Source organism: Paenibacillus jilunlii (genome assembly GCF_900102965.1).
Classification (GTDB): domain Bacteria; phylum Bacillota; class Bacilli; order Paenibacillales; family Paenibacillaceae; genus Paenibacillus_AQ; species Paenibacillus_AQ jilunlii.
In genome coordinates, this window is record NZ_FNGM01000024.1 from 53,867 (window position 1) to 68,552 (window position 14,686).

Here is a 14,686-nt window from a genome sequence, read left to right on the forward strand (position 1 = left end):
TGTTCCTTTCACAGGAGCGGATGTCAACCTCTCATGTTCCGCAGTCTTTTTCTCATGTCCGCTCTTTTTTGGCCTGTTTCCACACCCGATGCTTTTACCGTATGCTCCTGCAGGTAATCGGATATCTTTTCAATCGACGTATATTTGAACAAATCCATAATCGGAATGTCCTGAAAAAATTCCTGTTGGATCATCCCTTGCATCTGTACAATCAATAAAGAGTTCCCGCCGATATCAAAAAAGTTCTCCCGAATGCCGACTGCCTGGATGCCCAGCAGTTTTGTCCACATCCCGGACAGCTTCTTGTCCAGCTCGTTCCGGATTCCCGCTGCATCCATGCCGCCCGCAGTTTCCCTGACAAGACTCTCCATCGACCTCCAGTCCATTTTTCCGTTTGGCGTGAGCAGGAATTGATCCACATGGAAAAATTGGGCCGGGATCATATATTCGGGAAGCCTCTTCCTTACCGCATCCTTCAGCTGGTTCTGTGGAACCGGCTCAGCTCCGGTATAGAAACAGACAATTTTGTTGGTTTCCCCATCCTTCACAGCCGTTACAGCAATCTGCTGCAGACTGGTCAACTCTTGTAATGCCTGCTCAATCTCTCCGAGCTCAATACGGTATCCTCTTACTTTGACCAATTGGTCTCTTCTGCCGGTGAACTCCACATTCCCTTCCGGCAAATATCTTCCCAAATCTCCTGTCTTGTAATAGATTTGCCCATTGCTCTGAGGGATAAAGGCCATTCCCGTCTTCTCTTCATCGTTGTAATATCCTTGGGTCACATTGTTCCCGGCGATATAAATTTCCCCGGCGACTCCCGGCGGACAAACATTTCCGTACTGGTCAAGGAGGATTAGCTGATTGTTGGCAATCGGCCTGCCGATAAGCATGACCGGATGCGACTCGTCAATCTCCGGACCCGGTTTGTAGCTGGAAATCCATATTGTCGCCTCCGTCGGGCCGTACATGCTGCGGATTTCCGCTTGAGGAAAGGTCTCGCGCAGGCTTGCTGCCAATGAAGTACTCCAGGCCTCCCCTCCAAGCATTAAGTGCCTAAGCTGATGTAATACCGGCGAGTGACGATACCGGTCTTGATTATGCCTGATCAATGTTATGAGCTGAACCATCAGGCTGGGAACCGAATGCCAGATGGTGATGTGCCGGGCTTCCATATAGGCCAGTAAGCGTCCGGTGTCCTTCAGATGCTCCATAGATACAATGCAGAGCCGTGCCCCGCTTAACAATGCAGCGAATATCTCGAACACCGAAATGTCAAAGCTGATTGAGGTTACCAGCAGTAGTGCATCCTTAGGCTGCAGCTGCAATTCCCCAATGCTCCAGGCCATGAAGTTCAAGACATTGGAATGGGTAACCAATACGCCTTTGGGCTTGCCTGTAGAGCCTGAAGTGTACATGATATACATCCAATCCGATCCGTGACTCCCGGTGCGCGGATTCTCACAGGAAAGCTCATCCTCGTAATCCGCAAGGTACTTCTGGCTTACAGCGGTCTGTTCCTTAACCGGACTCAGATTGATGATCTGAACCCCTTCAGCATGCGCGAATGCTGCAACGCTCTGGAGATAACGGTTTTCGGTCAGCAGCCATTTGGCGCCGCTGTGCGCAAGAATATAAGCGATCCTGTCTTCAGGATAACCCGGATCAAGCGGCACATAGGCTCCGCCCGCCTTCAGAACTGCTAATATTCCGATGACGGTGCAGCAGCTCCTGTCCACGAATATCCCGACAGGGGTATTCCGCTGAACCCCGCTGCTCATCAGCATCCAGGCCAGCTGATTGGCCTTCCCGTTCACTTCCTGGAAGGTCATCTCCTGTTCCTCATACACTAGAGCGATGGCATCCGGAGTTTTTTGCACCTGTGCTTCAAAACGTCCGTGGATCGTCTGACCGTCTTCCAGCTCCACTTGCTCCCCTTGAAAGCGGCTTAATAGCGCAGTCTGTTCCTGACGGGTCAACAAGGTAATTTCCTGAAGGGGACTTTCCGGCTTGTCCACAACCTGCCCGATGATATTCAGAAAGTATCCCGCAAACCGGGAGATGGTGCTGTCTGTATACATGTCAGAATTGTACTCGAACGAAATCTCTATTTGCTGGCCGGTTTCTTGGGCCAGACAGCTTAGTTCGAACGGGCTGATTCCTTCATTTTCCAAATATAATTTATCATAGAACTGGAAGAGAACATTGTAAATGGGATTTCTGGACAAATCCCGGTCGGGATTTACTTTTTCCACCAATAAATCAAAAGGATATTGGGCTTTATCCATGGCGGACCATACCTTGTGCTTCACGGTATCCTGTAATTCCATAAACGTGGTGATTCCCTGAAAGTGAACGCGGATGCATAGGGTATTAATAAATATGCCAGCGACACTCTCCCATTTCTGTTCATTCCTTCCTGAAGTAGGCACGCCAATAATAATATCCTGCTCCTGCGACAGGTTGTGCAATAACAGAAAATAGGCGCTTAAGAGAAAGTTGTTGGCCGTAATCTGCTGAGTTTCAAGATACGCCTTCAGCTTTCTGTACAGCTCCCCGCGAATCGTAAATTTGTGAAAGCTGCCTCTGTACGTCTGGACAGCAGGCGCCTTGTGGTCTGAAGGCAAGCTCAACACCGGCAAAGGCTTGGAAAGCTCCTTCAGCCAAAATTGTTCGTGCTCCACAAACGCTTCGCTTTGCTCCCACGCTTGTTGTTCCAGAATCCAATCAAAGTAATCATACCTCACCTCCGGCAGTCTGGGCGGCTGCTGATGCAGGAAGGCTTGGTACAGGCTGAACAATTCTCTGTAGTAAATATCAATGCTCCAGCCGTCTGTGAGGATGTGGTGAAAATTGATGTAGAGGCAAGCCCGCTCCTCACTGATGGTGTACACATAGATTCTATAAGGCGGCACTTCGAGATTGAACGGTTTCATTTTTTGCTGATGGATATTCATTTTCACAAAAAGCTCCGGATCACTTTGCCCGGCGGCATCGATAATTTGAACGGCCGGCACATACGCCGGCAGCACCTCCTGCACCGGATTTCCGTCCTTTAATCCATATTTCGTGCGCATCAATAGATGTCTTCCGGCCAGGAAGGAGGCAGCCTGCTCAAGCAGCTCCGCGTCAATGGCCATGTCAAAGAAACGGATAAAGGGCAGGTTGTACGCCACCAGGTCCGGATTCATTTTTTGCAAAAACCAAATACGCCTTTGCGCATGTGACAAGGGCATGCTTGTTTTTGCATATTCGACTTCCTGCTTGTTCACCGCTGCTGCTTCAGTTTTTGTGCCCAGCTTGTGCTCAACCAGATTCCCCAGGGATGCTACCGTCAGATGGGTAAATACATCCTGAATGGTCATAGCTACACGGTACTGCTCATTGATCCGGTTGGCCATTTTGATGCCCATGATGGACGTGCCGCCAAGCTCATAGAAATTATCTTGAATATCGATGTTTGGCGTCTGGAACAGGTTGCCCCAGATCCGGGCAATCTGCTGCTCAATCTCAGTATAGGACTGATCTGCCCTTCCGGTTAACCGGACATCGATTTCAGCTTCCGGATACTTGATCTGCGCTCTAATCGCAGGAGCCAGTTCAACCGGCAAGGGACGGTTCCAGAACAGGTCATTATTAAATTGGATGCTGCCGACCACAATGTTATTTATTTTTTTGCCTAGAATCTGATCGAAGGCATGGAGCGCGTGGCGGGGCAAAATCGAGCGAAAGGCAACATCCAGGCTACCGCCTGTATTCTTCGCCATACCGGTATTCGTCCATGTCGTCCAGTTGATGGAAATGATCCGGGTACGTTCGGTTTGCAGACCGGAAAACGCGTCCAGATAGCTGTTGCCCGCCACGTAATCTCCTAAATAGATGCCGCCCACTACAGAAGCGATGGATGAAAACAACAGGAGAAAATCGGGCGGGTTGTCACGGGTCAACAGATGCAGATGATGGGTTCCTTTGATTTTGGCAGCGACGGAGGCGGCAAACGCTGGCCCGTCCTTCTCAATCAGCAGACCACTGCCGGGAAGGCCCGCTGCGTGGATGATTCCGTCTATTTTTCCAAGCTGTCTTGTGATCCTGCTGATTACTGGGGACAATTCGTCCAGCTCGGCAACGTCCGCACTGTATGTATATAGCTGTGAACCGTTGCTCTCCAGATGCTTCAGGCTGCGGATCAGCGCCACTCTCTCGTCCGGTTCCTGAGCCGATTGGATCAGCTCATCCCAGGTTTCGCGCACAGGCAGCCGAGATCGGCTGATGAATACCAGCTTCACTTGGTGCTGCAGGGCAATATGCTGTGCCAGCTGCAAGCCAATCCCGCCCGTTCCCCCGGTGATGACATATACACCTTGCTCCTTAATGCCTGTCGTACTATTGTCGATAGCGTCCAGATCAACAGGCGTTAATTGCGGGTAATACTTCCTTCCTTCACGAATGGCAATTTGGTAGTATTCTGATTGCCTAAATACCTCCTCAGCGAGTTCACGGACCGTTGCCGATTCATCGTAATCAATGCATCTGCAGCGAAGTCCGCTGTATTCCTCGCGAATCACTTTTCCCATTCCGTAAAGCGATGCGAAATATGGATAAATCCTCTGGTCTGAAGGCAATACCCTTTGACCATTCTTCCCGGCTACGATAAGCTCTGTCCGGTTCATCTCCTGCTTGACCCATGCCTTTGTCAGATACAGCAGCGCATACAAGGTACGGGTTAATCTCTCCTCCAGCTCGCTGCTGCTCCCGATATCGCAGTCATCCATTCCGGTTGCCAAAAGAATTTTGCTGATCTTCATGGTCCCCGTATCTTTCATCAATTGGCAGAAGTCTGCTTCTGTGGCAGCCAAACTGTATAATGCCGGACTCTCCCTCTTGTAAGCTGCTGCAAGCCGGGCATGAATGACATGAGGGGTGTGCCGGGAGATTTCGCCTGCCAGTGCTTGGCCCCAATCCGTCGAATCGGTGAGCACCAGGACCACCTCTTCGTTCGTATGCAGCGGCGGTGAGGGTTCTTTGTTTACGGGCAGCCATTCAATATTGTGGTAGAGCCGGGACTGCGGCGTTTCTTCACGCGGGTTGGCCGTATCATGGATATCCGGCTGCTTCTCAAGTGCAGAACCGGATTTGACAGCAGCTGCCGGCCACAGCTTAATCTTTTCAAAGGGATATCCGGGCAAATTCAGCTTTTGCCGCTTTTGCGGGTAGAGGGCTGCCCAATCGACGGATAATCCGCAGACATATCGCTCAGCCAGCTTTTCATAAGTTAATTTCAGATTCTGGCGATTCATCTCGAACTCATCTGCAGCAGCTGACGTATCTACCGGCTGGATATTGCCGCTGATATAGATTCCATTCTCACCGGATATACGGTTTCGGGATAAATCTGCATTAGCCAACTGCTTCATTAACTCTTCTTTGGTGGCAAAAACGAACGCGGCCCTGCTTTCAGCCTGCCCCCTGCCGGTATTGGCGGTATAGCATAGATCCTCAAGATCAAGCTGATCGTTATCCTGCAAAAAAGCATAATACGCTTGGATTAACCGGGCCAGGCCCTGTGTTGATCCGGCTGACATCGTTAAAAAATGAAACGGAGACGAGCCTTCCCCTGCTTGATGATTCATCTCCGGAGCTTCCTCCACCACTACGTGGCAGTTCGTACCGCTGAAGCCGAAGGAATTGACACCGGCCCGCAGCAATGTATCTCTCCGTTCCCAGTCTTTTACCTCCGTATTCACGTAGATTGCAGAATGCTCCGCGTCAATAAACGGATTCGGGGACTGATAGTTCAAGGACGGAGGGATTTTTTTATGTTGCAACGACAATATAACTTTCAGCAATGACGCTAACCCTGAGGCAGCCACTGTATGTCCAATATTGGTTTTGACTGAACCAATGCCGCAAATATGAGGGGTATCCGTATATTTTTTAAATGCATCGTTTATCGCCTGCAATTCGATGGAGTCGCCCAGCAGTGTACCTGTACCGTGGGCTTCCACATAAGAAATCGAGAGCGGATCGATCTTGGCTTTCTCCCAGGTGCGGATGAACAACCCTGTCTCCGCCTCCGGATTGGGAGCGGTTAAGCCATTGGAGGCCCCGTCGGCGTTGACCCCGCTTGCCTTAATGACGGCATAGACGGGGTCCCGGTCCCTCATAGCCTTCTCTAACGGCTTAACCAGCAGGGCTGTGATTCCTTCGCTCCAAATGGTCCCGTTGGCATCCTTGTCGAATGCTTTCACCTTTCCATGGGAGGTCTCCAGATCATTTAGTTTCCCTGTTGCCTGCGGAATCACCATAAGGTTGACACCGCCAACCAGTGCCGTTTCGCACTCTTTGTTCGCCAAGGCCAAGCAGGCCTGGTGCAAGGCAACAAGTCCGGATGAGCAGGCTGTATTTACAACGAGGGCGGGTCCCCGCAGGTCCAGGAAATAGGAGATCCGATTGGCTAACAGACCTACCAAAGAACCCGTCAGCGAAGAGATATCCTCATGCTCCAAAAGAGCGCGATAGTGGGACTGATAAGCCGTTTCCAAGCCCACAAATACGCCTGTGTTCGAATGCTTCAGTGCATCTCCGCCATATCCTGCGTCTTCAATCGCATGGTACGCCGTCTCCATGAACAGTCTTTGATAAGGCTCCATCGCCATGGCTTCCTTCCCGCCGATCCGGAAAAAAGGATGGTCAAAGTGGGCGATTTGCTCCAAATAGCCTGCTTGATGATTGGACTGTGCAAGCAGCTCCTCCAATTCCGGGATAAAGGGAGCGAGGTCTTGCAGGCGTTCCTCCGGAAATGCTCCGATGCTGTTGACCTGGCCCAGCAAATTCCCCCAAAACTGCCCGGGGGTATTTGCACCGGGAACACGGCAGGCGATCCCGATTACGGCAATATCCTGCCGCTTCACGTCTGAGGAGCGGTTGACCTTTTCCAGAATGGAGACAGCCATTTCCTGATTCAGGTTGCCTGATTTTAACAACTGTAAAATATGATCATTGATCTCTTTACGGTTAATCATCATCATCCCCCAACTCGTTGTTATCCAGGTACTGCAAAATATTCTCGATCGGCACACTCCCCTCGACAAACCCGGATAGCTTATCGCTGAGCTCCATCCGCTTTGCAGCCTTCGGGTCTGCTTCCCGCGATGATTCGTTTTGACTTTGTTTTTGCTTAAGGTATTCCGCCATTTTGGCAATGGAAGGGTACGCAAACAAGGTCGCTATGTTGACACAACCAGGATAGACATCGTCAATTTCTTTGACCAGGCTTGTAGCCAGAATGGAGTTCCCGCCTGTTTCCTGAAAGGGCAGGTACACATTAACCTCAGCTACTCCCAGCACCTTTTGCCACATCGCTGCCAGCGAAGTTTCATACGAATTGTAGCTGTGATCATTTCTGCCTTTTAGGATAGGCATGATGGGCTCGTCTATAGTTGCTTTTCCTTGTGGAAGAAACGCTCCGGTTCCCCGGGCGATCATCTGGGGCGGGACGGCAAAAGGCAGCGGATGGTCCCCTCTCCGGAAATAGCGCTCATTGATTTCACCGGCAATGATCCGTGACAGCTTCCGCTGCAAAACAGCATCCAGGATGCTGATTCCCTGCTCCTCCGTCAACCCCAAAAAGGGAGAGCGTCCCTCCTGAATTTCATATTTCAGCGTCATGCCGACTTCTTTCCATGCAGGCCAATTGATGGTAACGCTCCTGCGGTTATTCGCCTGCCTGTAGTCGCTGAACCCATCCAAGTACGCATTGGCAGCCGTGTAATCCGCCTGTCCCATCCCCCCCAGCAGGCTCGTGACCGAAGAAAACAGCACAAAATAGTCCAGGTTATCCTGGGCCGTATACTGATCCAATAACCAGGTCCCCGTTACTTTTGCATCAAGCACCCGCTTGATCTCCGGCTTCGTTTTGTTGATCAGCAGCCCTTCCCCGGCAATGCCCGCGCAATGGAATAGGCCATGAATCTGCCCGTATTTGGTGCGGATGGCTTGCAGCACACCCTGCAATTCATTGGGATCAGAAATGTCTGCGGTATACAAATCTACGTCAGACCCATTGGCTTCGATCTGGCGAATCCTTTGGCTTTGGCCTGGGCCGGGCGGCAGCGTGCCCCTGTTCAACAGACAGAGATGAACCCGGTGCTTCCCGGATAGATATTGGGCCACCGCCAGTCCAATACCGCCAAGTCCTCCGGTCACCACATAGACGCCGTTTTCTTTGAGGGACACGCCTCCCGCTTCGGCAGCTTCAAGCCGCCGCTCTTCGAAATGCTCGATATAGCGGGTGTTTTCCCGATAGGCCACTTGGAAATCCTCTTTGCCGGAACATATCTCTTTCCAGACAGCCTCTGGAGCTGTAGCATTGTCGATATCGATGCAGCGGCATTTAAATTGCGGGTATTCCTGCGGGATCACTTTAGCCAACCCGAACAGAACGGCATGATGCGGGTTAAGCACCGGTTCATGCCGGTTCACCCTAAACGTGTGGTCTGCAATGAAGAACAGGTTCAGTTCTTGATGATACTGCCCGTTCAACAGCTCTGTTACCAAATGATAGAGGTTATATACGCCCCTGTTCTCTGCGGCATGCAAGTCTTCTATCCCGGTAATCTTCTCGTCCACGAGGCTTAGGCAGTGAATGATATTTTTGATCCCTCGATTTGAAAGCTCTTTCAGCAAAAGAGAATACTCTTCGCCCGAACCCATGCTGTACCGGTTAGCAGCTAATTTGTGATAGTGGGTTCCCGGAGTGACCTCAATGAGTTCAAGCTCTTGCTTCCGCAATTCACGGAGCAGCTCCTGGCTCTTGCTTCCGGTTCCCCCCACAAAGAGCCATGCTCCTTCGTTGGGCTTGATCCCCGCGGGCTCTTCTCTATGATCCGGCAGCCATTGCAAATGATAATATTTCCCTGAAGGGGAAGACGGCTTCCGGCTGGAGCCACCGATCCAATGACGGACAGATTCATAAGAATAAGCGGGCAGTTCGGTCAGCCGGTGCTGCTTGCCCTGATATAGACGGTTCCAGTCGATATCCGCTCCATCCGTGTATAACCGTGCAATTTTGTGCAGATTGTCCACAGCGGACAGCGTCTCCTCAACGCTCCATTCCTCAATCAGGCTCTCTGCCAGCTTGTTTAATTTGAGCTTATCCTGCTCAAGCAGCCCCTCTTCGTCATAACTATCCAGGTCATAAATAATCCTGCTGGCCTTGTAATAGATTCTCTGATCACTATCCGCCGCTTGCGGGATGCCCGCCTCCTGCAGACATTTGAACTTGGCGCGCAGCTCGTTTTCGGTCCGGAACAGGAGGGCAACCCGATGCTCATAATGTCCCCGGCTGATATTGGCGGTGAAGCAAAGATTTTGCAAATCCAGAGCCACTGATCCGTTGATCATGTGAATGTAGCGTTTGATCAATGCGTTCAAGGATGCTGCCGTCTTCGCCGACAACGCCAGAATATGCCAATCCTGCTTCTCTTCCTGCGGATTGGTGAAGGCCGGAGGCTCCTCCAGCAGGATATGGCAATTCGTACCGCTGAATCCAAATGAACTGATGCCGCATCTGCGCGGAGCGGCCGAGCCGCTCCAATCCTGAAGCTTGTCATTCACATAGATAGGAGAATCGGCAAATTCTATAAATGGATTCGGATTCTGGAACTGTAGAACCGGAGGCAATTGCTTATGCTTGAACGCCATTATCATTTTGATGACCGACGCCATCCCTGAGGCCCCGACCAAATGGCCGATGTTGGCTTTCACGGTGCCTGCGGCACAAAATTGCCTTTTATTCGTAAAACGTCTGAACGCATTTGTAATGCCTTTTATTTCAATGGGGTCCCCCAGTCTGGTTCCGGTTGCGTGGGCCTCAATATATGAAATCGTCTCAGGATCAATGTTGGCCGCTTTCCAGGCGGCTACCAGTACCTTCTCCTGCGCTTCGGCATTCGGTGCAGTTATGCCGTTGGACGTTCCGTTGTTGTTCATCTCCGAACCCTTGATTACGGCATGAATCACATGGTTGTCCTGCACCGCTTCGTTCATCCGCTTCAGGATGATCGTCCCTGCCCCCTCGCCCCACATGGTACCGTTAGCCCCGGCATCGAAGGGGCGGATCCTTTCGTCGGCAGAGTCAATCAAAGAGTTATGCTGTGTAGGAAGATACGCCAGAGATACGCCAGCCACAATGGCGATATCAATCTGTCCCTGCTTCAGGGCCTGCACCGCCAGACATATTGCGGTCAGACTGGAAGAACATGCGGTGTCCACAACCAGGCAAGGACCATTTAAATTAAGATAATAAGCGATTCTGCTGGCCAGAATGCCAGTAGAGCCTGAAGTCACTTTTAGAGGGTCCAGGATATCCACCCGGTTGTTATACTCATTCCGTCCGGTGGTATCCTTTCCGACATACACGCCTGTCCGGGTACCCGACAAGAGGGTTCCGCCCAGGCCGCTATGTTCGGCAGCCTGATACACATTCTCCAGCAGCAGCCGCTGCTCCGGGTCCATCATTTCTCCTTCTCTGGGAGAAATGTGGAAGAAGGCGGAATCAAACCGGTCGATGTCCTCCAGATACCCTCCCTGACAATACGCATTGCCCCCAGGGCTGATCTGATCGGCCGCCAGGTAGTCGTCGGTATCCTTTCTTCTTGATTCAGGAAATGGCCGGATCGCGTTGACTCCTGACGTAAGATTCCGCCAAAATTGTTCGGCATCCTCCGCCATTGGGAATTTGCAGGCATATCCAATGATGGCATACTCGTCACTCTCGGTTGGGTGAAGGCGCTCACCGGATGAATGTTCAGTCCATTCTGCTAACAGCCTCTTTGCCTCTTCTTTGGAATATTTACTTCCCTTGAACCCTTCCAGAATACTATCCAGATTAAGCGCCGCCGGCGGACTGATCCGCTGGCTGTCCAGATACCCGGCCATTTCATGAATGGTCGGGTATCTGTAAATATCCGTAACATCAAGCGTGCCGGGATGCCGCTCGTTCCATTGCTTGTGCAGATGCGCAGCATGAATCGAGTCCCCGCCCAGCTGGTGAAAAGAATCGAACACACTGATCGAGGCAAGTCCAAGAATATCACCCCAGACCTGAGCCAATTCCCGGTGTGTGGCTGTATACCCTTCTGACTCTTTCACTGTGACCTGGGTCTGCCGGACGGGCCGCTCTTCCTGGTGTGTCTTCTGGAACAGGGCCTGCTTGATTTCGTCCGCCAGCCGGAAAGGCCAGACGTTCTCCAATTCAAGCAGCTTGTTCTGAACGTTGAGCCTGCCGACGATGGTCCGGAACATCCGGCGGCGGATAATCAGATCCAGGGCCTGCAATGCCTGATGGGTAGGCAGAAACTCAAAAAAATGCTTTTCCCCCTGTAAGGAAAGACTGGATGCGGTCGCTTCCCAGGTGGACCAGTTGATGGCCATCACGTTTTTCCCCTGCAGCTTGATGGTTTCCGCCAAACCATCCACAAAAGCATTGCCCGCCGTATAGGCAAGCGAACCTCTTCCGCCCGTAATGCTAATAGCCGAAGAAAACATCACGGTAAACCCGGTATTGATTGGCTCTGTAAGATTGTGTACCAGCCAGCTTCCATAGGTTTTCACCGCATGTCTTTGTTCAAATTCCGGCCCGCTCATGCCGAAATCCTCGATGTCCCCTACTCCAACTCCCGCACAATGGAACACGCCGCTTATTCTCCCGTGCTGCTCCCGGATCAGCTGGACGGTCTGCCGGAGCTGAGTTTCCTCGCAAATATCTACACAATGGTAATCAAGCGTGAAGCCCAGCGCTTCAATAGCCAGAATGCCATTGATTTTTTTCAATAGCTGTTTATCTTCATTCTCCGTAATGATTGATTGCCAGGATTCTCTGTCAGGAATAGCCGTTCTCCCCAGGACGATCAGCTTCACTCTGTTCTTTTGGCTCAGATACTTGCAGACCTCTGTCCCCAGCAGTCCCAAGCCGCCGGTAATCAGGAAAGTGTCCCCTGCTTCTATGGCTATGGCTTCGCCGGCTTGTTCCGCAATATCCGCTCTCTTAATGACTTCAACGTACCGGCGGCCATGACGCAGCGCTACCGAATAGTGGGCAGAGGGTACTTCCAGCTCCACCGCAAGTGCATCCAGATCAACGGGCTCATTGCTGATGTCAATATGGCGCACATGGAAGGAACGATTTTCCTGCAGGATTGATTTTCCTATTCCGTAGAGCGTGTGGGCGAACGGGTTGGAAACCGTATCCCGCTTATCCATGACATGGGCATGCTTGGTAATCAGTGCAATGTCCAGATCCTTATGAAGTGTATTGGCAGCCTGCAGGGCCTTCACCAAATACAGCAGATTCATCACCGTCTGATTGAAGCTTTCCTTGAATTCCTCCAAAGAATCAGGCAGCCCTTCCATAGAAGGCGCTGCATACAGAATTTGCTCCAGGGCCGAAAGATCCAGCTCCCCGCACAGGGCGGAGAAATCTTCAACTGAATTGGATACTTGATAATGCACAGCGTTTATTTTGTGATAGGGTCTGCCGATTTCTGCGAGGATGCAGCGCTTTCCCTGTATTTTTCCGAGAAGCTGTGCCTCCCATAGGGCTGTATCGGCCTCATGGACAATCAGCAGAACCGTATCACGGGCAGCTCCCGTACCCGCGGGCAGCCTGTTCTCTTCTACCCATTCCGTCGTATAATACAGCTCATCCTGGAATGCTTCTTCCCGCTTCGCTTCGGCCGGCCAGTATTTCGCCCGTTCCAGCACATTGCCGGGCATAGCCAGTTTCCGGCCGTCGGGATAGAGCAGACGCCAATCCATGCTGGCGCCCTTGATGTAGAAGCGGGCAGCCTGCTCCCAGAGCATTTCATTGCCTGCTTTCTTTTGCAGCAGCTCCCTAATCACTTCACCTGCGATTTTATCCAGCGCGATTTTCTCGCCTTCCCTGAGCTCCCACGCTTCTACCGGCGATTTAGTATCGGCAACCACTTCATGGAGCTGGAAGCTGATTCCGGGATGGTTGTTCCACAGGGAGCGATCCTGTGTCTCCTTAATGATCTTCAGTTTGGCCAGCAAATCCTCATAGCTGCTGAACAGGATAGCCAGCCGGTTCGCAAAATGATTGCGGAATTGACTCGCTGTACAGCACATATCTGCCAGATTAACGCTGCGGTTCGTGAGCAAAAAACGCTGCAGGCTCTGTGCAGCCTCTACCAGCTTCTGGCCGCTTCTGGCCGATAAGGTCAGCAGGAAGACGTTATTCTCCGCATTTTTTTCGTATACAGGCACTGGTACAGGCACCGGCGGCTCTTCAAGCAGCACGTGGCAATTCGTACCGCTGAATCCGAACGAGTTAATCCCTATCCGGATCGGGTGGTTCCCCTTCTCCAGCTTGCTCCGCTGATCATTGATGTATAAAGCCGAATCCGCCAGATGGATATATGGACTGGGCGTCTGAAAATGCAGCGAGGCCGGAATTTCTCCATGCTTCAGCATCAATACGGCTTTTATCAGGGAGACGATCCCGGAAGCCCCGACCAAATGGCCGATATTGGTTTTCACCGAACCTACACCGCAGAACTGCTTCTTGGAGGTAAACGCTTGAAAGGCATTGATTATTGAATTCAATTCGATTGAATCTCCCAAGACCGTTCCCGTCCCGTGCGTCTCGATATAACGGATCGTTTCGGGGTTGATTTGTGCTTGCCTCCATACCTTTTTCAACAGCTCTTCCTGTGCTTCCCCGTTCGGGGCGGTGATGCCTTTGGAAAGACCGTTATTGTTGATTCCGCTGCCTTTGATGACCGCATAAATCACATCTTTATTTGCGACCGCCTTGGACAGCGGCTTCAAAAGCAGGCCACCGCAGCCTTCCCCCCAGACCGTGCCCTCTGCATCTCTGTCAAAAGCCCGGATCCTTTCTTCAGCGGACTCAACTTGGTCCAGTGATCCGTCTTCCTTCACAGGAGGAAAATAAAAAAGGCCGCTGATGCCGCCTACAAATGCCATGTCACATTCATTTCTGCGCAGAGATTCACAGGCAAAATGAAGTCCAACCAACCCGGAGGAGCAGGAGGTATCAAACACAACACTCGGCCCCTTCAGGTTATATACATAGGAAATTCTGCTTGCTAAAATACCCGGCCAGCCCCCCGTCAAACGAAAGATATCGGGAGCGGCATAGTTGCGGTACTCAATCCCTGTGACGTGGTCACGCCCGATAAACACCCCGGTTTTGGAGCCGAGAATATCCTGCGTTTCATAGCCGGCATTCACTAGCGTGTCATAAGCAACTTCAAGCATGATCCGTTGGTAGGGCTCCATCGATAAGGCTTCCTTAGGCGAAATGCGAAACATCTCTGCATCAAAAAAACTGATCTCGTCTAAATATCCGCCTTTTTTGAAGCGCTCACCCGCCAAATGCCGTTCAGGTGCCAAGGCCTGTCCGTCGTGTAACCGGTCTTCGGGAAAGGTGTCTAAACAATCTCTGCCTGAATAGAGATTATCCCAGAACTGCTCTACCCTATCAGCCTTTGGAAACCTCCCGGAGATTCCGACAACTGCAATCTCCTCGCTCCGATGCTCATTTCCGTTTTGCAGGTAAGTGATGTACTCCGTCGCTTCCTTGGCAGTCAGCTTCTTGGATGCAACAAGCTCGTAGATGTACTTTTTCAGTTTGTCCATCATTTAA

General features: G+C 51.4%; 2 protein-coding genes. Both read right to left on the minus strand.

All coding sequences use genetic code 11. The features are described from left to right. Positions 1-23: 23 nt before the first annotated feature. Positions 24-7,022: a non-ribosomal peptide synthetase gene (locus tag BLQ82_RS27550; protein WP_062525455.1), complete on the minus strand. Its 6,999-nt coding sequence runs from the start codon at positions 7,020-7,022 to the stop codon at positions 24-26. Further along, on the minus strand, positions 7,015-14,682 hold the full coding sequence (locus tag BLQ82_RS27555) for an SDR family NAD(P)-dependent oxidoreductase (RefSeq protein ID WP_244281028.1): 7,668 nt from the start codon (positions 14,680-14,682) through the stop codon (positions 7,015-7,017). Before BLQ82_RS27555 ends, BLQ82_RS27550 begins: the two co-directional genes overlap by 8 nt. Positions 14,683-14,686 lie beyond the last annotated feature (4 nt).

What these genes read in the sequence shown, in the direction of transcription:
- BLQ82_RS27555 (WP_244281028.1), bottom strand. Translation starts at nt 14,682, where the DNA reads ATGATGGACAAACTGAAAAAGTACATCTACGAGCTTGTTGCATCCAAG.
- BLQ82_RS27550 (WP_062525455.1), bottom strand. Translation starts at nt 7,022, where the DNA reads ATGATTAACCGTAAAGAGATCAATGATCATATTTTACAGTTGTTAAAA.